A 24938-nucleotide genomic window follows, 5' to 3' on the forward strand; every position below is an offset into this window, starting at 1 on the left:
TTAATGCCCGCGCGTCGAAACTTCCGTGCGAACTTCGGTGCGGCGCATGATGGACGTCATGGATGCTGTCGAACTCATGCGAACCGTTCCCACGACCCTCTTCCTCGGCGGCGAGAAGCGCGACGCCGAGAACGGTGCCACGTTCACCGTTTTCGACCCGGCCACCGGCGACGCCCTCACCGAGGTGGCCGACGCCAGTCCGGGCGACGCGATGAAGGCCCTCGACGCCGCGGTGGCGGTGCAGCGGGAGTGGGCCGCGACCCCGGCACGGGAGCGCGGGGAACTGCTGCGCGCGGTGTTCGAGAAGATCACCGCCCGGGCCGACGACTTCGCGCTGCTGATGACGCTGGAGATGGGCAAGGCGCTGCCGGAGAGCGCCGCGGAGGTCAAGTACGGCGCCGAGTTCTTCCGGTGGTTCAGCGAGGAAGCGGTGCGCATCGCCGGCCGCTACACCCCGGCGCCCGCGGGGAACGGGCGCATCCTGGTGACCAAGCAGCCCGTCGGACCGTGTCTGGCGATCACGCCGTGGAACTTCCCGCTCGCGATGGGCACCCGCAAGATCGGGCCCGCGCTGGCCGCAGGCTGCACGATGATCGTCAAACCCGCCTCCGAGACGCCGCTCACGATGCTGCTGCTCGCCGAGATCATGGCCGACGCCGGACTGCCGAAGGGCGTGCTGTCCGTGCTGCCGACGTCGAAGTCGGGCGAGGTGACCGGTCCGCTGATCGACGACCCGCGGCTGCGCAAGCTCACGTTCACGGGCTCGACCGGGGTGGGGCGGATGCTCGTCGAGAAGTCGGCGAAGGGGCTGCTGCGTACGTCGATGGAGCTCGGCGGGAACGCGCCCTTCGTGGTCTTCGACGACGCGGACGTCGACAAGGCGGTGGCGGGCGCCCTCCTCGCCAAGATGCGCAACGGCGGCGAGGCCTGCACCGCGGCCAATCGGTTCCACGTCGCGAACAGTGTGCGGGAGGAGTTCACCACGAAACTCGTGGACAAGCTGTCCTCGTACAAGCTGGGCCCCGGCACGGACAGCGACACGACGCTCGGCCCGCTGATCAACGCGGACCAGCTCGAGAAGGTCGGGGAACTGGTGCAGGACGCCGTCGGCGCGGGCGCCCGGGTGCGGCTCGGCGGCGTCGCCCCGGAAGGTCCCGGCTACTTCTACCCGGCGACGGTGCTGGACGAGATTCCCGCCCAGGCTCGGATCCTGAAGGAGGAAGTGTTCGGGCCGGTGGCCGCGATCGCCGGGTTCGACACCGAGGAGGAGGGGATCGCCGCCGCCAACGACACGGAGTTCGGGCTGGCGGCGTACATCTTCACCCGCGACCTGGATCGTGCGCTCCGGGTAGCCGACGCCATCGAATCGGGCATGGTCGGCGTCAACCGAGGGGTCATCTCGGACACCGCTGCCCCCTTCGGCGGCGTCAAAGCGTCAGGCTTCGGGCGCGAAGGGGGCAGTGAAGGCATCGAGGAGTACCTGGAGACCAAGTACGTCGCACTCGAACCGTGACGACCGCCGTCGGGGGACGGCCGGCCGCTTCGGGAAACTCAGTGACCGAGGCGGCCGCGCCCGAGGCGCAGCAGCAGCATGGCGAGCGTGTGGCCTTCCTGGCCCAGCTCGTTGAACCGCTCGAGCACCTTCATCTCACGGCTGTGGACGAGGCGGGGACCGCCGGACGCCATCCGGGTGCGCCCGATGAGCTGCGAGACCTCGGCACGACGCTTGATCGCGGCGAGAATCTCGGCGTCGAGCTTGTCGATCTCCTGGCGGAGAACCTCGATCTCGGCCTCGCTGGTGGGCACAGCGGTTTCCTTGGCGGCTGAAGCGACGGTCTGAGTGCTCATTGGTTCGTCTCCCTCTTGTCAGAACTTGGATCGTTGTTTTGGCTCGAGTCGTTACCGATCCAGGCTCATTTGACGAAAAAAGCCCCGGATCCGGTGCGGACCTCGGGGCTCGTGAGCTGTTCAGTTCACGGGCACCGGAGGCCGGTACCCGTAAAAAAATCGCCACAGGGGGCGCGACGGCGGACTGAACATACGTACCAGTTTGCCATGGCGGCACCGCGCAGGCCAAGCCGCTGTGACGCTGTCGGTACACGCCGGTAAGTTGGATACCTGATGAACACTATCTCCGGCACCGCTTCTCCCCTGAGCGCCGAGTCGACTCCGCCCGCCGCCGCGCCGGCGCGCACGGGGTCCGACGCGCTCCTCCAGGGCCTCAACCCACCGCAACGGGAAGCGGTCGTGCACGCCGGATCTCCGCTGCTGATCGTCGCGGGCGCAGGCTCGGGCAAGACAGCTGTGCTCACCCGTCGCATCGCATACCTGCTGGCCGAGCGGGGGGTGATGCCCGGGCAGATCCTGGCCATCACGTTCACCAACAAGGCCGCCGCCGAGATGCGGGAGCGGGTCGCCCACCTCGTCGGCCCCCGGGCGAACAGCATGTGGGTGTCGACGTTCCATGCGAGCTGTGTGCGGATCCTGCGGGCCCAGGCGGCGCTGCTTCCGGGCCTCAACTCGAACTTCTCCATCTACGACGCGGACGATTCGCGGCGACTGCTGACGATGATCTCCAAGGATCTGAACATCGACACCAAGCGCTACTCGGCGCGGCTGCTCGCCACCCACATCTCGAATCTCAAGAACGAGTTGATCGGCCCGGAGCAGGCGAGCGCCGACGCCGACAAGGAACCGGCGGAACTGCCGCGGTTGATCGCCAAGGTGTACGGCCACTACCAGCAGCGGTTGCGGTCGGCGAACGCACTGGACTTCGACGACCTGATCGGCGAGACGGTTGCGATGCTGCAGGCGTTCCCGCAGGTGGCCGAGTACTACCGCCGACGGTTCCGGCACGTGCTGGTCGACGAGTACCAGGACACGAACCACGCCCAGTACATGCTGGTGCGGGAACTGGTCGGCGGCACCGCGGACGGCGAGGACGCGGACCACCGGGTCGCCCCGGCCGAGCTGTGTGTGGTGGGTGACGCGGATCAGTCGATCTACGCGTTCCGCGGCGCCACGATCCGCAACATCGAGGAATTCGAGCGCGACTACCCGGACGCCCGCACCATCCTGCTGGAGCAGAACTACCGCTCCACCCAGAACATCCTGTCGGCGGCCAACTCGGTGATCTCGAAAAACACCGGACGGCGCGAGAAGCGGCTGTGGACCGATTCGGGCGAGGGTGAGCTCATCACCGGCTACGTCGCGGACAACGAGCACGACGAGGCGTCGTTCGTGGCGTCCGAGATCGACAAGCTCGTCGATTCGGGCGATGCCAAGTTCGGTGACGTCGCGGTGTTCTACCGCACCAACAACTCGTCCCGCGCCCTCGAAGAGATCTTCATCCGGCTCGGTGTTCCGTACAAGGTCGTCGGCGGGGTGCGGTTCTACGAGCGCAAGGAGGTGCGCGACATCGTCGCGTATCTGCGGGTCCTCGCCAACGAGGACGACACCGTCAGCCTGCGCCGGATCCTCAACACCCCGCGCCGCGGCATCGGCGACCGCGCGGAGGCGTGTGTGGCCGTCCATTCCGAACAGCGGGGCATCAGCTTCGCCGAGGCGCTGCGGGACGGTGGGGAGGGCCGGGTGCGGCTGCTCAACACCCGCTCCCAGAAGGCCATCGCGTCGTTCCTCGAGCTGATGGACGGACTGCGGGTGCTGATGCCGCCCGAGACCACGGCCGACGACATCGTCCCCGACCAGCTCGGCGACATCGGCGACGTCGTCGAGGCGGTTTTGGAGCGGACGGGCTACCGCGCCGAACTCGCGGCGAGCAGCGACCCGCAGGACGGGGCGCGCCTCGACAACCTCAACGAACTCGTCAGCGTGGCGCGGGAGTTCAGCTCCGACGCGCGGAACGCCGCAGGGCTGGTGGAACCGCCGGAGGACGGTGACGTCGACGCCAGGGACGGTGAACCCGACCCCGGTTCCCTCGCCGCGTTCCTCGAACGGGTGTCCCTCGTCGCGGACTCCGATCAGCTGCCCGACAACGACGAAGGCGTCGTCACGCTGATGACCCTGCACACCGCGAAGGGGCTCGAATTCCCCGTCGTCTTCGTCACCGGGTGGGAAGACGGGCAGTTCCCGCACATGCGGGCGCTCGGCGACCCCACGGAACTGTCGGAGGAGCGTCGGCTCGCCTACGTGGGCATCACCCGGGCCCGGCAGCGGCTGTACCTGACGCGGGCCGTCATGCGGTCGGCGTGGGGTCAGCCCATCCAGAACCCGGAGTCGCGGTTCCTGCAGGAGATCCCGTCGGATCTCGTGCACTGGCGCCGCGAGGACCCGGGCCCCCGTATGGGTTCCGGTGGTGCGATCGGCGGTGGCCGCGCGCGCGGATCGGGATACGGGCAGGGGTTCGGCGGCGGTTCCGGTTACGGCGGCGGTTCGGCGAGCACGAGCATCCCGAGCTTCGGCGCCGCGCGCTCCCGCAACAACAACCTGGTCCTCGCGGTCGGCGACCGGGTCAGTCACGACAAGTACGGCCTCGGCACGGTCCTCGAGACCAAGGGCGCCGGGCCGACCGCGACGGTCACCATCGACTTCGGCAGCGCGGGCAAGGTCCGGCTGATGCTGATCGGTGGCGTCCCGATGATCAAGCTGTAGAGACACGAAACACGACTGCGGCGCATGCAATGCATGCGCCGCAGTCGTGTTGTGTTCGGGGTGGTTCCGGGAGGTCAGTCCATCTCGGGGCCGAGGCTGATGCCGCGCGAGGCCAGCCAGGGCAGGGGATCGATCTTGTTCTCGCCGGCGAGGTGCACCTCGAAGTGCAGGTGGGGGCCGGTGGAGAAGCCGCGGTTGCCGACGGTCGCGATCTGGTCGCCCGCCATGACCTTCTGGCCGACGGTGACGGTGGAGGTGTTGATGTGGCCGTAGACGGTGATGGTGCCGTCGGCGTGCTTGAGGCGGACCCACATGCCGAACCCGGAAGCCGGACCCGAGTCGATGACCTCGCCGTCGGCGACGGCCACGATGGGAGTGCCGATGGGGGCGGCGATGTCGACGCCGGCGTGCAGGGTGCCCCAGCGGGTTCCGAAGTTGGAGGTGAAGGTTCCCACGGCGGGGAGGACGAACAGGGGGCGGCGGGCAGCGGCTTCGCGGGCGGCGCGCTCTTCGCTGAAACGCTGTCCCTTGGCGAGCAGGTTGCTGAACTGCGACAGGTCGGTCGGGTTCGCGATGTTGAGGACCTGCGGGGCGTTCGAATCGGCGGCGGCGGTGTCGGCGACCGTGGAGTACTGCGCGGCCTGCGGCTCTGCGGTGGTTCCGATGGCGCTCGACTCGTCACTGGCGAGGGCGACCTCGGAGTGATCGGAGGAGCTGGACGATCCGCTGGTGACTGCGGCCTGGCCTGCGGCGACTACGGCGCCTGCTGCGACTGCGAGGACTGCGGCGCGGCCTTTGAGAGCTGAGGGGGGAGTCGGGATGCGGTGGGCTCCGCGGCGGGAGTGGGAGGGTGCGCCCTCGAAGGACTCGGAACCGCTGCGGGGGATGAAGCCGGGGATCTCGGACTCGGTGTCGACGGTCGCGATGCCGTTGCCGGTGTCGACGCTGTCGTGGGTGGAGCGTGTGGACTGCGAATTGCGGAAGAACATGCTGGAAATCTCAGAACTATCGGTCTCGGGATAGTGCTCGACCGACTGTGGGGGATACGTGGGCGCGACTTCGTCGTTGTGACCCCGCAACTCGTCATCGTGGTGACTCACAAAACGGCTGGCCGTGAACTGGCTGCGATGGTGCATACGCCCGTCCGTCCTCCTGCTCGTGACCTGCCTGTGACTAAGACCTTGGCGACGGTAACGAAACGGTTGCGATGCGCGCAACCTGTAACGCAGAGGAACGGCTACATGTGACCGGCATCACAAACTGAGCTGGGGAAACGTCGAACCCACTTTTCGTCTCGGTTCAATCTCGCCCGTGCGCACGCGTGTCACAACCCGGGGGAGGCGGTGGGTAAGCGCTAGCGTCGGCCTGTGGCGTCATCAACTCGATCCCCGGACGGGCGCAGGGCCGAGCCCGAACGCATTCCTTCGTCCGGCGGCACCGGTTTGACGGCCGTCGACGAGCCCGATCCCGTCCGCGCGCGCCGGGGGACTTTGCTCGCGGTCGTGCTGGGCCTCGTCGGAGGTCTCGGGGTGGCGTCGGCGCCCGTCCTGCAGGCCGTCCGCGCGGTCGACGGGGCGGCAGCGCCGTCCGCGATCGGCGCGGCCGCGGTGTTTGCCGCCGTCTTCGCCGTTGCGGCACCGGTTCTGGCCGTTCCTGCGGTTCTCGCCCGCCGCACCGCGGTGGCGGGGGCATTGCTGGCCGGTGCGGGCGCCGTGTCCGTCGGCGCCGCCGTCCTCGACACGCAGCTGTGGACGGACGCCATCGACGCCAACCGGCTCGAATTGTTCCGGCCCGACACCGCGGCCGAGTTGGCCGCCGGGACCGGCGCCTACGCCGCCCTCGCCGGGCACGCGTTGATCGCCTTTGCGGGCCTGCTCGGCATGGTCGCCGTGCACCGGGCTTCGCTGATGGACGGATATGGCGACGCCCGCAGCGCCGAACAGGTCGGGCGGGCGACGGGCGCCCGCATCGGGTTCCTGCCGTCCGCCGTCGCGGTGGCCGCCGCCGTCGTCCTGGTCGGCGCGCTGTTCGCTCCCGCCTTCGTGTCCGAGGACCCCGTCATCCTCGTCCCGACCGTCGTCGAGTCGGACCTCGCCGCGTCCGCGGGCGCCGGGATCCTGGCGGCGGCCGTCCTGATCGTCGTCGCTTCGGCGCTGGCGTCCATCTCGCCCCCCGTCGCGTCCGGTGCGCTCGTCGGGGCGGGTCTGGCCGCGCTCGGCGTGGTCGGGACGCGCCTGGTCGCGGGGCTTGCCGCAGGCGAACGGATCCAGCCCGGTCCCGGCGCGGTGTGGGGGACCGTCGGCGCCGGCCTCCTGGTGCTCGTCGGCGTCTGCATCCCGATGATCGACCGGGCCCGCGACGGCAGGATCCTGAAGACACTCGCCGCCTCGCCGACCGCGCCGGCGCAGGGCGGCCCGCCGAAGCCCGGGGCGGTCACCCCGTCCGCGAAGGGCGTCGCCAAGGCGGCGCTGCGAGCCGAGGCCGCCGCGGCCCGCGCCCGGATCGCGCGATGGCACGTCGCCGCCGGGGCCACCGGAATCGTCACAGCCCTCCTGGCCGCCGCCGGAGCGCTGCTGCCCGTCCTCGACATCCCCGGCGACACGGCGCGCCCCGACGTCTACGCCACCCGGGTCGTGCTCGTCGCGGCCCTCGTCCTGGTCGTCGGGTGCGTCTGGCTGCTGCTGTCGGAGTTCGCGTCCGCCGTCCGGCCCGCGATCGGGGTGCTGTGGGCGACGATCCCGTACTCCGTCGCCGCGGTGTCGCAGTCGGTGGTGCTCGCGACCGACGTGCCGGGGATCGGCGCCGGAATCGGTGCCGTGCTGCTGTGGTGCGCGGCCGTCGGCGCCGGTGTCACCGGCGTGCTGACGTGGTTCGCGGGCTCGGCGGAACGCGAGGAGATCGACACGTCCGAGGAGCCGTCCACCTCGACCGCGGTCCTCGTGGTCGGCGGGCTCGGTGCCGTCGCCGCGTTCGCCGGACTGGGACTGCCCCTCTTCCACGGGACCGACGCACGCGGCGACGAGTACGCGCCCGCGTCGTTCGCGGAAGTCCCGTGGAACCTCGACGTGTGGGGACGGGTGCTGCTCGGCGTCGCGGTCGTCCTCGCAGTGATAGTTGCCTCACGTGCCCGGCCCGCCAGGGCGGTCGCGTTGTTGCTCGGTTCGGCCGTTGCCGTGGGCGTATACCTCGTGTCGTGGCCGCTGACCGTCGCCCGGGTCACCGACCCCGAAATGGGGGCCGGTGTCGTCCCGGCAACGGTGGGCATAGTGTTGATTGCGGCTGCCGCGGCCCTCACTGCACGCCGCAGAAATCGGTGAGGTCCGCCCCGTTTGCAGCGGTGAGGCCCGCCTCAGTGCGTGATATCGCGTGATGTGGACCACATAGCAGACACGCGGGCGCAGAGCGGGCCCGGCAACTGGTTAAAGTCCAAAACAGACCCGCTCCTACCCCTCGAGCGGGTGTCAACGCAGACGAGACGGTGAGCAGATGGATCTCTTCGAATACCAGGCGAAGGAACTCTTCGCCAAGCACGAGGTGCCGACTTCGGCTGGGCGTGTTACCGACACGGTGGCCGGCGCACGCGAGATTGCCGAAGAAATCGGCAAGCCCGTGATGGTCAAGGCGCAGGTCAAGGTCGGCGGCCGCGGCAAGGCGGGTGGCGTCAAGTACTCCGCCGACGCCGACGCAGCGCAGGCCAACGCCGAGGCGATCCTGGGCCTCGACATCAAGGGTCACGTCGTCAAGAAGCTGCTGGTCGCAGAGGCGAGTGACATCGCCGAGGAGTACTACATCTCCTTCCTGCTCGACCGCACCAACCGCACGTACCTGGCCATGTGCTCGGTCGAGGGTGGCGTCGAGATCGAGGTCACCGCCGAAGAGAACCCCGACGCACTCGCGAAGATCCCCGTGGACGCCGTCAAGGGCGTCGACCTCGCGTTCGCGCGCAGCATCGCCGAGGCAGGAAAGCTGCCCGCCGAGGTGCTCGACGCAGCGGCCGTGACGATCCAGAAGCTGTGGGAGGTCTTCATCAACGAAGACGCTCTCCTCGTCGAGGTCAACCCGCTCGTCCGCACGCCCAGTGACGAGATCCTCGCGCTCGACGGCAAGGTCACGCTGGACGAGAACGCCGCGTTCCGTCAGCCCGGCCACGAGGCGTTCGAGGACCGGGACGCCACCGACCCGCTCGAGCTCAAGGCCAAGGAAAACGACCTCAACTACGTCAAGCTCGACGGTGAGGTCGGCATCATCGGTAACGGCGCCGGCCTGGTCATGTCGACCCTGGACGTCGTCGCCTACGCAGGTGAGAAGCACGGTGGCGTGAAGCCCGCCAACTTCCTCGACATCGGTGGCGGCGCCTCCGCAGAGGTCATGGCGAACGGCCTGGACGTCATCCTGAACGACGCGCAGGTCAAGAGCGTGTTCGTGAACGTTTTCGGTGGCATCACCGCGTGTGACGCGGTCGCCAACGGCATCGTCGGCGCCCTGAAGACGCTGGGTGACGAGGCCAACAAGCCGCTGGTCGTCCGCTTGGACGGCAACAACGTCGAAGAGGGTCGTCGTATCCTCGCCGAGGCCGCCCACCCGCTGGTCACGGTCGTCGGAACCATGGACGAGGCTGCCGACAAGGCCGCCGAGCTGGCCTTCGCCGCAAAGTAAAGGGACTTAAATCACATGGCTATCTTCCTGACCAAGGACTCCAAGGTCATCGTCCAGGGCATCACCGGCGGCGAGGGCACGAAGCACACCGCGCTGATGCTCAAGGCCGGCACCCAGGTCGTCGGCGGTGTCAACGCCCGTAAGGCCGGCACCACCGTCACCCACGACGGCGGCGTCGAGCTGCCCGTCTTCGGCACCGTCGCCGAGGCCATCGAGAAGACCGGCGCGGACGTCTCCATCGCGTTCGTTCCCCCGGCCTTCGCGAAGGACGCCATCGTCGAGGCCATCGACGCGGAGATCCCGCTGCTCGTGGTCATCACCGAGGGCATCCCCGTGCAGGACTCGGCGTACGCCTGGGCGTACAACGTCTCCAAGGGCAACAAGACCCGCATCATCGGACCCAACTGCCCCGGCATCATCACCCCCGGCGAGTCGCTGGTCGGCATCACCCCGGCCAACATCGCGGGCACCGGCCCGATCGGCCTCGTGTCCAAGTCGGGCACGCTGACCTACCAGATGATGTTCGAACTGCGTGACTTCGGCTTCTCCACCGCCATCGGCATCGGCGGCGACCCGGTCATCGGCACCACCCACATCGACGCCATCGAGGCGTTCGAGAAGGACCCCGAGACCAAGGTCATCGTGATGATCGGTGAGATCGGTGGCGACGCCGAGGAGCGTGCCGCCGATTACATCAAGGCGAACGTCACGAAGCCGGTCGTCGGCTACGTCGCGGGCTTCACCGCCCCCGAGGGCAAGACCATGGGCCACGCAGGCGCCATCGTCTCCGGTTCCTCGGGCACCGCGCAGGCCAAGAAGGACGCCCTCGAGGCTGCCGGCGTGAAGGTCGGCAAGACGCCGTCCGAGACCGCTGCGCTCGCTCGCGAGATCCTGCAGAGCCTGGCCGTCCAGGCCTAGGCCCTCCGGGCCCGTGCGCCTTTCTGGTTGCTCCGGCTACCAGAAAGGCGCACGGGTCGTTCAGGCGTCGACCCACATCTCCCCAGCCGGATCGAGTGTCCCCGTCCCCGACGTGACGGCAGCGACCAGATCGGCCAGCTCCGCAGAGTCCCTCGCCGCGAGGGTGAGGACCGCGGATTCCGCATATGTCGTGTCCACCACGACGACGCCCCGCCCCCGCAGTTCCGACTCGACCCGGCCCGCCTCGGCGTGACCCACGGCGAGAGTGTGCAGGTGGCGGCGTTCCCTCCCCACGAGCGGTGCGGCATCGACCGCGGTGGCCACCGCGCCCGAGTAGGCGCGCACCAGTCCGCCCGCCCCCAGCTTGATTCCCCCGAAGTACCGGGTCACGACGACCGCGACGTCGACGAGGTCGCGGGCCTTGAGTACCTGCAGCATCGGAATGCCCGCGGTGCCACCGGGTTCGCCGTCGTCGTTCGCACGCTCGACCCGGTCGCTGGGCCCGTTACCGACGATGAACGCCGAACAGTGATGTCGCGCATCGGGATACGCGCTGCGACGATCCTGGACGAAAGCCTGCGCCGCCTCGGCGTCCTCGACGCGCCGCAGGGCCGCGATGAAGCGTGAATGCTTCACCTCCGTCTCGAGGATGAGATCGGCGGTGCGTGGAGCGAGGGTGTACGGCACCGGACCATTGTCTCCTGTGCTGCTCCCGGCTCCCGCGCACGTGACCGACAGCGGTGACCGACGGGTATACGTAGGCTAGCGTCGGAAGAGCGCACGCAGACGACCACTTGTCGACTAGGAGAAGTCATGACGTTCACGCCCGGCGGGCCGAATTACGGTCCGCCCGCGCAACCGACTGCAGGGAGAGAATCGAAAGGCCTGGGCTTCTTCCTCCTCATCGGTGTCGCAGTTCTCGGTGTCCTCAACCTGCTGCTCGGATTCGCGCCGTATGCCACGCTGGCGCGAGAATCCGTGAACTCGTTCGAAGCCAACACGGACGGGCTCGGACTGCTGTTCCTCGGTGGTCTGCTCGCGGCGGCATCCCTCCTTCCGAGGCAGTCCTATGCGGGTGCTGCCGCAGCGGCGTCCATCGCGGGCTGGATCGTCGCGTTGTTCGTCTTCCTGAACGTCGACGCGGATTCCGGGTGGGGCGCAATTTTGATCCTCGTTCTCGGCTTCATCCAGTCGGCTGTGGCCGTGGCGGCGGCGCTGTTCGACATCGGCCTCCTCAAGCAGCCGGCGCCGAAGCCCGCCGCGGCCGCGGGCTTCGGTCAGCCCGGCCAAACTCCTCCGCAGGGTTACGGCCAGAGCGCCGCGCAGGGGTACGCGCAGGGCTCGCAGCAGTCGTACGGGCAGCAGCAGCCGCAGGGTTACGGCCAGAGCGCCCCTCAGGGCTACGGGCAGCAGGGCCAGTCGCAGCCCGGCTACGGGCAGCAGAACCAGCCCGGCTACGGCCAGCAGGGTTACGGCCAGCAGGGTCAGCCGTCGCAGGGCCAGCCCGGCTACGCCCAGGGCTACGGGCAGCCTCAGCAGCCGGGTTACGGAGCGAGCACGGGTGCCGGATCCGGGTCGTACGATGCCCCGACCACCGCCTACCAGCAGCCGCAGTACCAGGGGTACTCGCAGCCGTCGACGCCGTCGCAGCCCACCGGAACGCCCAGCTCGCAGTACCCGGCCGGGACCAGCTACGGATCGGCGCAGCATGCGGCGCCGGCATACGGGTCGCAGGCCGAGTCCTCGCCCGTGGAGCGCACTCTGGAGTACGGCGAGCAGCCGTCCACCGAGGCGAAGCCGGCCGAGTCGGCCGAGAAGTCCGAATCGGAGGGGTACAGCGCGCCGACGCAGGCGTTCGACACGCGCGCCGACAGGGACGACAAGTAGCGGTCCATCCAGTAGGTGGCCTCTGACCGAACCTGGTCGGAGGCCACTTCTGTGCGGCGCGCCTGACCGCTGTCGCGGCGTCGGAGTGCCACTCTCGAGGGGATGAGTTCTTTGGTTGATCGTGCTCAGCGCGTCGCACAGGGTGCACGACGGCGAGCCGTCCGTGATGACGGGCGGCGAGCGGTCCGTGACGATGCGCGGCGAGCCCCGCGACAGCGTCCGGTGCCCGACGCGGACGAGATGCGGGCGCTGCTGTCTGTCGCGTTCCGGCCCGCGGGGGTCACGGTCGTCCTGCTGTCCGCGCTCATCGTCGTCACGCTGGTGGCGGCGAACAGCGACCTCACAGGAACGTTCGGTGCCATCGCGGCGTCGTGGCTGGCGATTCACCAGGTGCCGTTGACGATCGACGGCACGTCCCTCGGTGTCCTCCCGCTGATCCCGACGGCGGGGATGATGTGGGTGGTCGCCCGCGGGTGCGCGGCGGCGGTGCATCCAGCGTCCTCGCGGCGGTACGCCCTGCAGGTGATCGGCGCCGCGGTGGCCGGACCGCTGGTCGTGACGGCCATCGCCCTCGCGGTCATCGCGGACGCGTCGGCGGTCATCCCGCTGTCCTCCCCGAATGCGCTCGCCGCGTTCGGGTGGGTGCTGGTGGTGCACCTGCTCGCGGCGGGGATCGGTGTGGCGGTCGCGATGTGGCCGACGCTCGGTGCAGAGGTTCCGTCGTGGGTCCGGGACGCGGTGCGGCCGGGACTGCGCGCGATGGCGGCGATCGTCGGTGCCGGCGCGGTGCTGGTCACGATCTCGCTGCTGATGGAGTGGTCCACGGTCGGGGCGCTGCTCGAACGCGGCGACGGCGTCGTCGGGCTGCTCGGACTGACGATCCTGTCCGTGCTGTATCTGCCGAACGTGGTGGTGGGCGCGGCGGCCGCCGTCATGGGCGGGACGGCGCAGATCGGGGACGTCTCGGTCAGCGTGTTCGGGAACGTCGGTGGTTCGCTGCCGCCGTTGCCGCTGCTCGGCGCGGTTCCCGACGGGGTGTCGGGTGGTGCCTGGCCGGCGTTGCTGGTGGTTCCGCTGCTGATCGGTGTGATGCTCGGACGCGACTGTGGACGTCGCGTCGCCGGGCAGGAGGCGCTGTTCACCGTGCTGACCGCCGCCGCGGGTGTGGGTGTGGTGACGGCGGTACTCGGGCTCGTGTCGGGCGGCAGGCTCGGCGCGTTCGGAACGGTCGAGCTGAACTGGTGGGCGTTCGGGCTGCTCACGTTCGCGTGGCTCGGACTCGCGGGCGCGGTGACGGCAGTGGTCGTCGCCTGGCACCGGAGCCGGGGCGCCGACGACGAGGCCGGCACGGAGGACGAGGAACCGCACCTTCCCGGTGCGGAGGAGGTTCCGGCGATCGCCGCCCCGATCGCCGACGAGCCGGAGGCCCCGGTAGCCGCCGCTCCCGGCCGGGTGATCGAAGCCGAACTCGTCGACGACACCGAGGCGCCGGCGGCCCCCGTCGCACCGCAGGACACCGACGCCGAGGCCGAGGTCGTGGTGGATGCCGAGGTCGAGGAGGACGCGGCGACGGCAGAACCCGAGGGGGCCGGGAAGGCGGGCGAGGCCCCGGAAGCCGACCTGCCCCGCGGGCCTGCAACCCCCAGCGACTAGGCTCTTGGTCGGTCGACGATGCGACCGCCCCCTTTCGATTCACCCGGCCTTTCGATTGTTCAGGAGTAGAGCGCTGACTTCCTCGCGTGACCACCTGGGGCCCACGACCACTTCGCCGGTCGCGTCCGCGCCGGCGCGGATCGTCGTACTCGCCTCCGGTGCGGGAACGCTCCTGAAATCGTTGATCGATGCGACCCACACCGACGGGTATCCCGCCGAGATCGTCGCCGTCGGCGTCGACCGCGACTGCGACGCCATCCGGCACGCCGAGTCCGCGGGCATCACCCACTTCCGGGTCGGGCTGCGCGACCACGCCGACCGGTCGGCGTGGGATGTCGCGCTGACCGAGGCCGTCGCGTCGCACCAGCCGTCGCTCGTGGTGTCGGCGGGATTCATGAAGATCCTCGGCCCCGCCTTCCTGGACCGCTTCGGCGGTCGCATCATCAACACGCACCCCGCGTTGCTGCCCGCATTCCCCGGCGCGCACGCGGTCCCGGATGCGCTGGCCTACGGCGTCAAGGTGTCGGGTTCGACGGTCCACCTCGTGGACGCGGGCGTCGACACCGGACCGATCCTGGCGCAGGAGCCCGTGCCGGTGCTCGACGGCGACGACGAGTCGACCCTGCACGAGCGCATCAAGACTGTGGAGCGACGGTTGTTGGCGGACGTCATCGCCGCTGTCGCCACCCGTGGAGTTGTTTCCGATGGACGAAAGGCCGTGATCCCCAGTGAGTGAACGCAAGGCAGTACGCCGAGCGCTCGTCAGCGTCTACGACAAGACCGGTCTAATCGAACTGGCTACGGGCCTGCACAAGGCAGGCGTCGAGCTGGTGTCGACAGGGTCGACCGCAGCGAAGATCGCCGACGCCGGCATCCCGGTCACCCCCGTGGAGGCGCTGACGGGCTTCCCCGAGTGCCTCGAGGGCCGGGTCAAGACCCTGCATCCGCGGGTGCACGCCGGCGTCCTCGCGGACACCCGGAAGCCGGAGCACCTCGCGCAGCTCGAGGAACTCGGCATCGAGGCATTCCAGCTGGTGGTCGTGAACCTGTACCCGTTCACCCAGACCGTCGCCTCCGGTGCGACCCCCGACGAATGCGTCGAGCAGATCGACATCGGCGGTCCGTCCATGGTGCGCGCGGCCGCGAAGAACCACCCGTCGGTGGCCGTCGTGGTCGATCCCGCCCGCTACGACGATGTGCTCACCGCGATCGCGGACGGCGGTTTCACGCTGCCCGAGCGCACCGCCCTCGCAGCGCAGGCGTTCCAGCACACCGCGTCGTACGACGTCGCGGTCGCGAGCTGGATGACGTCCACGCTGGTGGACAGCGGTGACTCGCAGTTCCCCGAGTGGGCAGGCGCCACCTGGGACCGCTCGGCGGTCCTGCGGTACGGCGAGAACCCGCACCAGGCCGCGGCCCTCTACGTGAACTCCGCCGCCCCGGCCGGTCTGGCCCAGGCCGAGCAGCTGCACGGCAAGGAAATGTCGTACAACAACTACACCGACGGCGACGCGGCATGGCGTGCGGCGTTCGACTTCAGTGAGCCGGCCGTCGCGATCATCAAGCACGCGAACCCGTGTGGCATCGCGGTCGGAGCCGACATCGCCGAGGCGCACCGCAAGGCACATGCCTGCGACCCGGTCAGCGCGTACGGCGGAGTCATCGCCGCGAACCGCGAGATCACCGTCGAAATGGCCGAGCAGGTCGCCGAGATCTTCACCGAGGTGATCATCGCTCCGTCCTACGCCGACGGCGCGCTCGGTGTGCTGCAGCGCAAGAAGAACGTCCGCGTCCTTCTCGCGAAGGCGCCCACCGCGACGGGAATCGAACTGCGTCCCGTGTCCGGTGGGGCACTCCTCCAGGAGCGCGACGTGCTCGACGCCGAGGGCGACGACCCCGCCAACTGGACCCTGGCCGTCGGCGACGCCGCCGACGAGCAGACCTTGAAGGATCTCGAGTTCGCGTGGCGCGCGTGCCGTTCGGTGAAGTCCAACGCCATCCTGCTCGCCTCCGACGGTGCGTCGGTCGGCGTCGGCATGGGCCAGGTCAACCGCGTCGACTCCGCGCACCTCGCGGTGCAGCGGGCCGGTGACCGGGTGGTCGGGTCGGTGGGCGCGTCGGACGCGTTCTTCCCGTTCCCCGACGGACTGCAGGTGCTCGCGAACGCCGGCGTCAAGGCAGTCGTGCAGCCGGGTGGTTCCGTCCGTGACAACGAGGTGATCGATGCGGCGAAGGAAGCCGGCATCACCATGTATCTGACGGGTGCGCGGCACTTCGCGCACTAGCGTTCAGCTTTTCTCGAACGGGTCTCGGCATCGCGCCGGGGCCCGTTCTGCGTTGTCAGGCCGCTGCGGCCCCGTGCACGCGGCCGGTGCCCTCGAGTTCCCGCGGCGAACCGGTGATGACGACGCGGGCGGCACCGCGACTGCGGACCTCGCTGATCAGTTCGCCCAGTCCGGCCTCGTGGGCGGCGTCGCAGTGCGACAGGTCGAGGGTGACGGCGTAACCGGTGAGGTCGTCCGGCAGGTCCAGATACGGGGGCGAGGTGGACAGTTGGTTGATGCGAAGTTTCATGTGGTGCTCCTGAAAGTGAAGGGTAAAAGAAAAGGCACCCGAGGGGTTTGCCCTGGGTGCCCGAGAACGACTTGGTTGAGTCTCAACGTTCTCGGGGTGCGCCGTACTTGGTGATGTGCTTGTCGGCGGAGCATCGACGCCATGCGGGTACGGATGCGAAGAGCGCGTGAAGCTGCATCATGGCCGTACCTTTCTGCGTGTCGTTGCTGGTTGGTAGATGACCGTACAGCACCGGTTGAGGGTTTGCACTTCCATTATCCGGCCACCGTGCAGGAATGCGCGGTTGAGCAGCGACTCTTCGCCCAGAGTTGCCGTGCCGTTCACATCCGCAGATCGATTCGGCGGACGCGCGGGCAATTGCGTGGGAATCCGGCGAATCGGTGGGCGTCCGTCGCATCCCACCACTTTGGTTACAGGTTGCTTTCGATCCGGACTCGAGCGGCACGAACGCGCGGTGCAGCTGATTCACTCGGGGCTGATGTGACTCGAGTGGCACCTGTGGAAGGAGAGTGGCGCCCGGACTGCGACGGTGCGCCCATCCCCGTTATGAACCGTTTTGCGATCAAGGCCGGCCTCGGCGCCTGCGTTCTGGGTGCGTCCGTGCTCATCCCTGCTCAGGTGTCGGCGGAACCCGCGGCGACGGCGACGGGCACCGAATTGTCCGGGATGACGGTGTTCCTCGACCCCGGACATCAGGGTTCCAGCGAGGGTCACGACCTCGCGCAGCAGGTGAACGACGGCCGCGGCAACACGAAGGACTGCCAGACGAGCGGCATGACGTCGCTCGGCGGGGTGCCGGAGCACACCATCAACTGGAACGTCACCCAGCTGGTGAAGAGCAGCCTCGAGAGCCTCGGCGCGAAGGTCGTCCTGAGCCGTCAGGACGACACCGGCTGGGGCGGGTGCATCGACGAAAGGGCCCGTGCGGCAAGCGAATCGAACGCCGATCTGGCGGTGAGTATCCACGCGGACTCGACGGCGCAGGGTGAGGACGCGGGCAAGCACGGGTTCCACATGATCATCCCGTCGCTGCCCATCCCCGACGAGAAGGCGGACGCGGCGCAGTCCGGCGGCGGGCTCGAGGCGTCGAAGATGATGCGCGACGCCTACAAGTCCGACGGCTTCGTACCCGCCAACTACGCAGGCGTGAACGACGGCCTGCAGACCCGCGCCGATGTAGCCGGGCCGGCACTGACCCAGGTTCCGCTGGTGTTCGTCGAGATGGGCAACGGGTCCAACAAGGAGGACTCCGCGCAGCTGGAAAGCTCCGACGGCCAGCTGAAGCACGCCATCACCATCACGACGGGCATCGTCACCTACCTGCTGACGGGGTCGGAGACGGCGCCGGCCCAGGAGCTGGCGGCCGCGCCGGCCGCGACCACGGCACCCGAGGCGAGCGAGGACAGCGCGTCGTCGACCACCACCACGACCCCGAAGGTGACCACCCCGAAGTCGACGAACCCCAAGTCGACGGCGCCGGACTCGGCGCAGCTGTCCGAGCTGATGGAGATGCTCGCACCGCTGCTCGAGGTCCAGGGGCTGGACGGCCTGCAGGACCTCGTGAACGACAAGAACCTCGGGCTCGTATCCGATCTGGCGAGCACACTGATGGCCGTGATCACCGGGGCCGGCGGGAACTGATCACAGCGACGCGATCCACCGGCCGAACGGTTCGGTGAACTCCGCCGAGTAGGGCAGCGGTTCCACGTAATCAGGTCCGGTGGACGGACGGTCGCCGACGTCCTTGAGGACGTGATTGGCGTTCGTCATCCGCACCGGCGTCAGCGCGGTGTGCGCGAGGGCGTCGTTCAGGCCGTCGACGTCCGCGAGTTGCACCTGAATGTCCTTCGCGGAGCAGCTCGTGAGAACCGGGAACCCGGCGGGCAGCCGGCCGGCCAGTGCGCGGGGGTCGAGGGCGTCCTCCTCCGCGAGGGCCTTGGCGTTGGCGTGGACCAGCCCGGCGTTCTGCAGGGGTTCCGGCAGGTCGTCGGGGATCGTGCCCGACGTGCGGAGCGACTCGACGGTGTCCGCGAGCGCGAGCCGCAGTTCGTCGGCCAATTCCACCGGCAGCTGCCCGGCGCCGACGACGGCGTCGAGCTGTCCGTGGATCTGTGTGGTGAGCAGGTCGAGGAGCCGGACGCTGAGCGGTTCGAGCAGTCCGACGGCGCGCACCCGCGACTCGTTTTCCGCGGTGGCGAGCGCGAGGGCGACGAGACCGCCGTCGCTGTGTCCGATGACGATCAGCTGCGACGGGTCGACCCCGGGTTGGGCGGCCAGGAAGTCGAGGCCCGCGGACGCGGCGTCGACGAAGGTGGTGAAGCCGAGAGCGCCGACCTCTTCCACCTCGTACGGGCCGAGGGCGGTTTCGCCACTGCCGATCTTGTCGTAGCGCAGGCTCGCAAGTCCGTGCTGCTCGAGCACGTCGGCGAGGTGGCGGAGGGTTCCGATGTCACCGGGGAGCAGGGCGCTGTCGCCGTTGCGGTCGGTCGGACCGCTACCGGCGAGCAGCAGTGCGGCGGGCGCCGACCCGTTCGCGTCGGCGGGGGTACGGAGGCTGCCGTAGTAGGTGACGGCACCGCTGGCGAAGGTGATCTCGGTGTCAGGCATGGGGACTGTCTACCAGTTCACGTCGCGCGCAGTCGCTTGGTCATGGCACGCGGGCATCGCGGCCGAGATCTCAGAGAAGCATCACAGAACTCACAAATTCGGCGATTAGCGTCAGCATCACCAGTTGTTCCAACGGATTACGTCCGAGAAGAGCTCCCGACTCCAGGAAGGTGCCGCATCATGAACGTCGTACAGTTGACCACCGGTGATTTCGTCGCCGCCATGTTCTCCCTCGACTTCGTCGACGGCGGGTTCCGCCGGGAGGCCGTCGAGCGGATTCACCGGGGCGCGATCGACGAGTGGGTGTCTGCGCTCACAGGGTCGGGTCTGTTCTCGAACCGCGCGGTCGCGAACGTGGTCCGGGCATGGCGAGCTGATCCGCGACTCCTGCTGGACTCGCTTCTGACGGCGGCCGATCCGGTGACGGTCGAGCAGTACCGCGCCGCGTGGAGCGAGTTGGACGCCGCGTCGTCGTACGCGGTTGCGGCGTAGGAGCGCAGTGCTCCGACGGCGCCGCCGAGCATTAACCGCGTGCCGATTCGCCCGAACCCTCGTAGCGTGGAGTGGTGACGTCATCGGAACACAGACCTTCCACCGTCGGCGAGCTCCGCGAGTCGGGCCACGTTCAACGCACCGTCAAGGAAGAGATCCGCGAGAATCTGCTCGCGGCCCTACGCGACGGTCGTGACCCGTGGCCCGGCATCGTCGGTTTCGAGGAGACGGTGGAACCGCAACTCGAACGGGCACTCATCGCAGGTCACGACGTGGTGTTGCTCGGCGAACGAGGTCAGGGCAAGACCCGCCTCCTCCGCACCCTCAATCTGCTCCTCGACGAATGGACCCCGGTGATCGCCGGTTCCGAACTCGGGGAGCATCCCTATGAGCCCATCACCCCGGCGTCGATCCGCCGGGCGCAGGAACTGGGCGACAGCCTCCCCGTCGCGTGGCGGCACCGCAGTGAGCGGTACTCGGAGAAGCTCGCGACCCCCGACACGTCGGTGGCAGACCTCGTCGGCGACGTGGATCCGGTGAAGGTCGCGGAGGGCCGGAGCCTCGGCGACCCGGAGACCATCCACTTCGGTCTCGTTCCGCGCGCGCACCGGGGCATCGTCGCCATCAACGAGTTGCCCGACCTCGCCGAACGCATCCAGGTGTCGCTGCTCAACGTCATGGAGGAACGCGACATCCAGGTCCGCGGGTACACGCTCCGGTTGCCGCTGGACGTCCTCATGGTGGCGAGTGCGAACCCGGAGGACTACACGAACCGCGGTCGCATCATCACTCCGCTGAAGGACCGGTTCGGCGCCGAGATCCGGACCCATTACCCGACGCGTCTCGACGACGAGGTCGCGGTCATCCTCCAGGAAGCGCACCTCACCGCCGAGGTGCCCGAGTATCTGCTCGAGATCCTGGCCCGGTTCACTCGGCTGCTCCGCGAGTCGACGTCGGTCGATCAGCGGTCGGGGGTGTCCGCCCGCTTCGCGGTGGCCGGTGCCGAAACCGTCAGCGCGGCGGCGGTGCATCGCGGTGCCGTCCTCGGTGAGGCCGATCCGGTCGCGCGGCCCGTCGACCTCGAGACCGTCGTCGACGTGCTGCGGGGCAAGGTGGAATTCGAATCCGGTGAGGAGGGGCGCGAGATCGAGGTCCTCGAGCACCTGCTCCGGCGGGCGACGGCCGACACGGTCCGCACCCGGCTCGGCGGCATCGACCTCGCCGAACTCGTGGACGCCGTCGAACAGGGCGACCCGGTGGTCACCGGCGAACGGATCACGGCGAAGGCGTTGCTGAACGAACTGCCCGAACTCGAGGTCCTCGACGTGCTCGCCGAGCGGCTGGGCGCGGAGTCCGACGGCGAGCGGGCCGCGGCGGCCGAGTTCGCGCTCGAAGGGCTGTACCTGGCGCGGCGGATCTCCAAGAACCCGGACATCAACGGGCAGACGGTGTATTCGTAATGTCCCGCAAGGCGGAACGCGGGCCGCACAATGCGCGGTACGGGCCGTACGAGGGTGGTGATCCGCTGGCGGCGCCGGTCGACCTGCGCGAGGCGCTCGCCGCGATCGGCGACGACGTGTTCGCGGGCAGTTCGCCGCGGCAGGCGTTGCGTGAGATGCTGCGCCGTGGCAACCGGGACATGCGCGGGCTGGACGAGCTTGCGGCCGAGGCCAATCGGCGCCGCCGCGAACTGCTGAAGCGGAACAATCTGAACGGCACCCTCGAAGAGGTCCGGGAACTCCTCGACCGCGCGGTACTCGAGGAACGCAAGACGCTGGCCCGCGCGCTCGACGACGACGCACGCTTCTCCGAGATGCGTCTCGAAGAACTGTCGCCCTCCACCGCGCAGGCCGTGCAGGAACTCGCCGACTACGACTGGCGCAGTTCCGAAGCCCGCGCCGACTACGAGAAGATCCGGGACCTGCTGGGCCGCGAGGTGCTGGACCAGCGGTTCGCCGGCATGAAACAGGCGCTCGAGGGTGCCACGGAAGAAGACCGCGAACGCATCCGGGAGATGCTCGCCGATCTCAACGACCTGCTCGACAAGCATTCCCGCGGCGAGGACACGCAGGAACAGTTCGACGAGTTCATGGACAAACACGGGGAGTACTTCCCCGAGAACCCGCGCAACGTCGAGGAACTGCTCGACTCGCTGGCGCAACGGGCGGCGGCGGCGCAGCGGCTGCGGAACTCGCTGTCGCAGGAGCAGCGCGACGAACTCGACGCGCTGGCGCAGCAGGCGTTCGGCGATCCGTCGCTGATCGGACAGCTGGACCGCCTCGACCAGCACCTGCAGGCGGCGCGTCCCGGCGAGGACTGGCAGGGCGCGCAGCGGTTCCGCGGCGACGACGGCATGGGCCTCGGTGAGGGCACCGGCGCGTTGCAGGACATCGCGGAACTCGAGTCGCTCGCCGAGCAACTGTCGCAGCAGTACGCGGGCGCACAACTCGACGACATCGACGCCGAAGCCCTGGCCCGGCAACTGGGCGACGAGGCGGCGGCGGACGCGCAGACCCTCGCCGAACTCGAGAAGGCCCTGCGGGACCAGGGTTTCTTCGACCGCGGGGCGGACGGCCAATGGCGGCTGTCGCCCAAGGCGATGCGCCAACTCGGTCAGACGGCCCTGCGGGACGTCGCGCAGCAACTGTCTTCACGTGGCGGGCAACGGGAGACGCGGCGCGCCGGGGCGATGGGGGAGCCGACGGGCGCGTCCCGCGAGTGGGCGTTCGGCGACACCGAGCCGTGGGACGTCACGCGCACCATCACCAACGCGGTGCTGCGGGCGGCGTCCGATCCGGTCGAACGCGGTCGCGTCCCGGTCCGGCTGTCCGTCGCGGACGTGGAGGTGATGGAGACCGAGCAGCGGTCGCAGGCGGCGGTCGCGTTGCTGGTCGACACGTCGTTCTCGATGGTGATGGAGGGGCGGTGGGTGCCGATGAAACGCACCGCCCTCGCGCTGAACCACCTGGTGAGCACCCGGTTCCGCAGCGACGAACTGCAGCTCATCTCGTTCGGCAGGCACGCGCAGGTGCTGACGCCGTCGGAGCTGGCCGGGCTGGACGGCGCCTGGGATCAGGGCACCAACCTGCACCACGCGCTGCTGCTGGCCGCCCGGCATCTGCGCAGGCACCCCAACGCGCAGCCGGTGGTCCTGATCGTCACCGACGGTGAGCCGACGGCGCATCTCGAGCCGGACGGCTTCGCGTATTTCGACTACCCGCCGAGCGCCCGGACCCTCGGTCTGACGGTCCGGGAACTCGACACCCTCGCCCGGCTCGGCGCCCATGTCACGTTCTTCCGGCTCGGTGAGGATCCCGGTCTCGCGCGGGTGGTGGACCGGATGGCGGAACGGGTCGGCGGACGCGTCGTGGCCCCCGGCCTGGACGGTCTCGGCGCCGCCGTCGTCAGCGACTACATGCGTCGCAGGCGCTGACCCGTGAGTACTTCTTAACCGCCGGCGGTTAAGAAGTACTCACGGGTGCGTCAGCGCACGGCGGCGGGCTGGTGCTGGGTGATGCAGTGGATGCCGCCGCCGCGCGCGAAGAGCGGGCGGGCGTCGACCGGCACGACGGTGCGTCCGGGGTAGGCGGCCGACAGGATCGCGACCGCTTCCTCGTCCGCGGGATCGTCGAAGCTGCACGCGATGACGCCGCCGTTGACGACGAAATGGTTGATGTAGCTGTAGTCGACGAAGCCCTCTTCGTCGCGCAGGATCTGCGGCGCGGGGACGGTGATGATCTCCCACGACTCACCGCGGGCGTCCGTGGTCTGCTTCAGCACGTCGATGACGGCCTTGCTGACCTCGAAGTCGGGGTGCTCGGGGTTGCGCTGATCGTGCACGAGGACGACACCGGGCGACGGGATGGCGGCGACGATGTCGACGTGCCCGCGGGTGCCGTACGTGTCGGAGTCACGGGTCAGGCCGCGCGGCAGCCAGATCACCGTGGTGGCACCGATCGTGCGGGCGAGTTCCGCCTCGATGTCGGCCTTCGACAGGTCCGGGTTGCGGCCGGGGTCGAGTTGCACGGTCTCGGTCACCAGCACGGTGCCGAGGCCGTCGACCTGAATGCCGCCGCCCTCGTTGACGATCGGCGAGTCGACGAGTTCCGCCCCGGACCGCTCGACCACCAGGGCGCCGATCTTCGAGTCCTTGTCCCACTGGGCCCAGTCCTGGCCGCCCCAGCCGTTGAAGATCCAGTCGACGCCGCCGAGGCGTCCGTCTTCGGACAGCACGAACGTGGGTCCGATGTCGCGCATCCAGGCGTCGTTCAGCGGCGCCTCGACGATGTCGATGTCGGCGGACAGGTACTCCTTGGCCGCGGGTACCTCACCGGGGTCGACGACGACGGTGACGGGTTCGAATCGGGCGACGGCGTGCGTCACCTCGGCCCACGTTGTGCGCGCCTCGTGCTGCTCCTCGGGGGTGTCGCCCAGGGAGTAGCCCGCGCTGGGGTAGGCCATCCAGGTGCGTTCGTGCAGTTCGCCTTCCGCGGGCATGCGCCAGGTCATCAGTTCCTCCCGAACGGGGACGCGTGATCGACGGGCTCGGTGAGGACGCCGTACGTGTCGGGGCGCCGGGTGGCCAGGAACGGGAACAGGGCCAGCCAGTCCTCGCGCTGCTGGAGGTCGAGGTCGGCGACCAGCACCGCGGATTCGTCGCGCGGGGCCTGCGCGAGGATGCGGCCGTACGGGTCGGAGATGAACGAAGAGCCGTAGAACGTGATGAGGCCTTCGCCGCCGTGGCGGTTGGGCACCACCATGAACGTGCCGTTCGCGATGCCGTTGCCGACGATCACCTGCTGCCACAGCGGCTGGGTGTCGAACTGCGGGTGGTCGGGTTCCGAGCCGATCGCGGTGGGGTACACCAGGATTTCGGCGCCGCCGAGCGAGTAGGCGCGGGCGACCTCGGGGAACCATTCGTCCCAGCAGGTGGGGAGTCCGAGCTTGACGCCGCCCAGTGCCTCGGCGGTGTGGACGGGGTACGGGTTCTCGGCGGGGCCGCCGCGGAAGTAGGTGTCCTCGTAGTAGCCGGCGGTGACGGGGATGTGCAGCTTGCGGGTGCGCGCCAGCAGTTCTCCGGAGGGGGCGACGAGGATGGCGGTGTTGAAACCGAGCCCGTCCTCGTACCGGACGCCGTTCTCGGAGTCGTTGCGCTCGTATAGGGACGCATGGACGAGGACGCCGTGTTCGGCGGCGGCCTTGGCGGCGAACGTGAACGTGGGCCCCGTGAGCAGGTCCTCGGCCTGGCGGCCGGGGTTGTCACCGCCTTCGACGAAGGCGGGGTACCGGCTCAGCGTGAGTTCGGGGAGGAACACCACGCGCGCCCCGAGCTTGGCTGCCGCGGCGATGCCCTCGTCGAGTTCGGCCCGCAGATCCTGCTCGTTCTCGTGCCAGCGGTGCTGGACGAGGCCGACGCGGAGCGGGGTGCGTCCGGTCTCGCGCGTCCTCGACAGGGACTCGGGAGGGGTGAGGGCGGTGATCGTCAACATTGTGATTCCTCGGATGTTCGGTTCGGCGAGCGCCTAAAACGAATTGGATTC

The 24938-nt window shown here is 69.2% G+C and carries 20 protein-coding genes; 13 read left to right on the forward strand and 7 right to left on the reverse strand.

From position 1 onward, the window contains the following. Nucleotides 1-58 precede the first annotated feature (58 nt). Nucleotides 59-1513 (forward strand): NAD-dependent succinate-semialdehyde dehydrogenase, encoded by a 1455-nt coding sequence (locus tag MLGJGCBP_RS03235; protein WP_201452947.1) that lies wholly within the window; start codon nt 59-61, stop codon nt 1511-1513. A gap of 38 nt (nt 1514-1551) precedes the next feature. Here MLGJGCBP_RS03235 and MLGJGCBP_RS03240 read toward each other — a convergent pair whose 3' ends face one another. Then, nucleotides 1552-1848, reverse strand: coding sequence for a chorismate mutase (locus tag MLGJGCBP_RS03240; RefSeq protein WP_005238528.1), 297 nt, complete (start codon nt 1846-1848; stop codon nt 1552-1554). 273 nt (nt 1849-2121) lie between these two features. Between MLGJGCBP_RS03240 and pcrA the strand changes: the two genes are divergently transcribed. Next, nucleotides 2122-4611 carry a DNA helicase PcrA gene (pcrA, locus tag MLGJGCBP_RS03245; RefSeq protein ID WP_160094041.1) on the forward strand — a complete coding sequence of 830 codons (2490 nt, stop codon included), beginning with the start codon at nt 2122-2124 and terminating at the stop codon, nt 4609-4611. Nucleotides 4612-4685: 74 nt separating this feature from the next. Here the strand turns inward: pcrA and MLGJGCBP_RS03250 are convergent, their stop codons facing one another. Then, nucleotides 4686-5747 carry a M23 family metallopeptidase gene (locus MLGJGCBP_RS03250; protein ID WP_160094042.1) on the reverse strand — a complete coding sequence of 354 codons (1062 nt, stop codon included), beginning with the start codon at nt 5745-5747 and terminating at the stop codon, nt 4686-4688. A gap of 306 nt (nt 5748-6053) precedes the next feature. Here MLGJGCBP_RS03250 and MLGJGCBP_RS03255 point away from each other — a divergent pair, with 306 nt between their 5' ends. From MLGJGCBP_RS03255 to sucD, 3 genes are all read left to right on the forward strand, one after another. Then, complete coding sequence (locus tag MLGJGCBP_RS03255; protein ID WP_236580898.1) at nt 6054-7928, forward strand: hypothetical protein; 1875 nt, start codon at nt 6054-6056, stop codon at nt 7926-7928. Between the two features lie 169 nt (nt 7929-8097). After that, entirely contained in the window at nt 8098-9267 is a 1170-nt protein-coding gene (sucC, locus tag MLGJGCBP_RS03260; protein ID WP_087558705.1) for an ADP-forming succinate--CoA ligase subunit beta, read from the forward strand. A gap of 15 nt (nt 9268-9282) precedes the next feature. Beyond that, nucleotides 9283-10185, forward strand: coding sequence for a succinate--CoA ligase subunit alpha (gene sucD / locus MLGJGCBP_RS03265; RefSeq protein ID WP_160094044.1), 903 nt, complete (start codon nt 9283-9285; stop codon nt 10183-10185). 60 nt (nt 10186-10245) lie between these two features. Here the strand turns inward: sucD and MLGJGCBP_RS03270 are convergent, their stop codons facing one another. Continuing rightward, nucleotides 10246-10872, reverse strand: coding sequence for an IMPACT family protein (locus MLGJGCBP_RS03270; RefSeq protein ID WP_087558703.1), 627 nt, complete (start codon nt 10870-10872; stop codon nt 10246-10248). Between the two features lie 126 nt (nt 10873-10998). On the opposite strand from MLGJGCBP_RS03270, the gene MLGJGCBP_RS03275 reads away from it, so the two are divergent. The 4 genes from MLGJGCBP_RS03275 (at nt 10999) to purH (ending at nt 16010) form a co-directional block, all read left to right on the forward strand. Next, complete coding sequence (locus tag MLGJGCBP_RS03275; protein WP_160094045.1) at nt 10999-12072, forward strand: DUF5336 domain-containing protein; 1074 nt, start codon at nt 10999-11001, stop codon at nt 12070-12072. 111 nt (nt 12073-12183) lie between these two features. Then, nucleotides 12184-13725, forward strand: a complete 1542-nt coding sequence (locus tag MLGJGCBP_RS03280) for a cell division protein PerM (protein ID WP_160094099.1) — start codon at nt 12184-12186, stop codon at nt 13723-13725. Between the two features lie 55 nt (nt 13726-13780). Beyond that, nucleotides 13781-14461 (forward strand): phosphoribosylglycinamide formyltransferase, encoded by a 681-nt coding sequence (gene purN / locus MLGJGCBP_RS03285; RefSeq protein WP_143543077.1) that lies wholly within the window; start codon nt 13781-13783, stop codon nt 14459-14461. Then, the gene (purH, locus tag MLGJGCBP_RS03290; protein WP_160094046.1) at nt 14454-16010 is read left to right on the forward strand and encodes a bifunctional phosphoribosylaminoimidazolecarboxamide formyltransferase/IMP cyclohydrolase; all 1557 of its coding nucleotides are present in this window, start codon (nt 14454-14456) and stop codon (nt 16008-16010) included. Before purN ends, purH begins: the two co-directional genes overlap by 8 nt. A gap of 55 nt (nt 16011-16065) precedes the next feature. Here the strand turns inward: purH and MLGJGCBP_RS03295 are convergent, their stop codons facing one another. Then, nucleotides 16066-16299, reverse strand: coding sequence for a hypothetical protein (locus MLGJGCBP_RS03295; RefSeq protein ID WP_087558699.1), 234 nt, complete (start codon nt 16297-16299; stop codon nt 16066-16068). 546 nt (nt 16300-16845) lie between these two features. On the opposite strand from MLGJGCBP_RS03295, the gene MLGJGCBP_RS03300 reads away from it, so the two are divergent. Further along, the gene (locus tag MLGJGCBP_RS03300; protein WP_160094047.1) at nt 16846-17940 is read left to right on the forward strand and encodes an N-acetylmuramoyl-L-alanine amidase; all 1095 of its coding nucleotides are present in this window, start codon (nt 16846-16848) and stop codon (nt 17938-17940) included. Here MLGJGCBP_RS03300 and MLGJGCBP_RS03305 read toward each other — a convergent pair whose 3' ends face one another. Then, complete coding sequence (locus tag MLGJGCBP_RS03305) at nt 17941-18906, reverse strand: alpha/beta hydrolase (RefSeq protein ID WP_160094048.1); 966 nt, start codon at nt 18904-18906, stop codon at nt 17941-17943. It lies immediately after the preceding gene. 180 nt (nt 18907-19086) lie between these two features. Between MLGJGCBP_RS03305 and MLGJGCBP_RS03310 the strand changes: the two genes are divergently transcribed. From MLGJGCBP_RS03310 to MLGJGCBP_RS03320, 3 genes are all read left to right on the forward strand, one after another. Next, nucleotides 19087-19398, forward strand: coding sequence for a hypothetical protein (locus MLGJGCBP_RS03310; protein ID WP_160094049.1), 312 nt, complete (start codon nt 19087-19089; stop codon nt 19396-19398). Between the two features lie 74 nt (nt 19399-19472). Then, nucleotides 19473-20858, forward strand: coding sequence for a sigma 54-interacting transcriptional regulator (locus tag MLGJGCBP_RS03315; protein ID WP_015889399.1), 1386 nt, complete (start codon nt 19473-19475; stop codon nt 20856-20858). Further along, nucleotides 20858-22831, forward strand: coding sequence for a vWA domain-containing protein (locus MLGJGCBP_RS03320; RefSeq protein ID WP_095861249.1), 1974 nt, complete (start codon nt 20858-20860; stop codon nt 22829-22831). Before MLGJGCBP_RS03315 ends, MLGJGCBP_RS03320 begins: the two co-directional genes overlap by 1 nt. 50 nt (nt 22832-22881) lie before the next feature. Here MLGJGCBP_RS03320 and MLGJGCBP_RS03325 read toward each other — a convergent pair whose 3' ends face one another. Beyond that, the gene (locus tag MLGJGCBP_RS03325) at nt 22882-23907 is read right to left on the reverse strand and encodes an agmatine deiminase family protein (RefSeq protein ID WP_160094050.1); all 1026 of its coding nucleotides are present in this window, start codon (nt 23905-23907) and stop codon (nt 22882-22884) included. Continuing rightward, entirely contained in the window at nt 23907-24887 is a 981-nt protein-coding gene (locus MLGJGCBP_RS03330) for a nitrilase-related carbon-nitrogen hydrolase (RefSeq protein WP_160094051.1), read from the reverse strand. Before MLGJGCBP_RS03330 ends, MLGJGCBP_RS03325 begins: the two co-directional genes overlap by 1 nt. Nucleotides 24888-24938: the final 51 nt, after the last annotated feature.

The organism is Rhodococcus sp. T7, from assembly GCF_009872365.1.
Taxonomy (GTDB): domain Bacteria; phylum Actinomycetota; class Actinomycetes; order Mycobacteriales; family Mycobacteriaceae; genus Rhodococcus_F.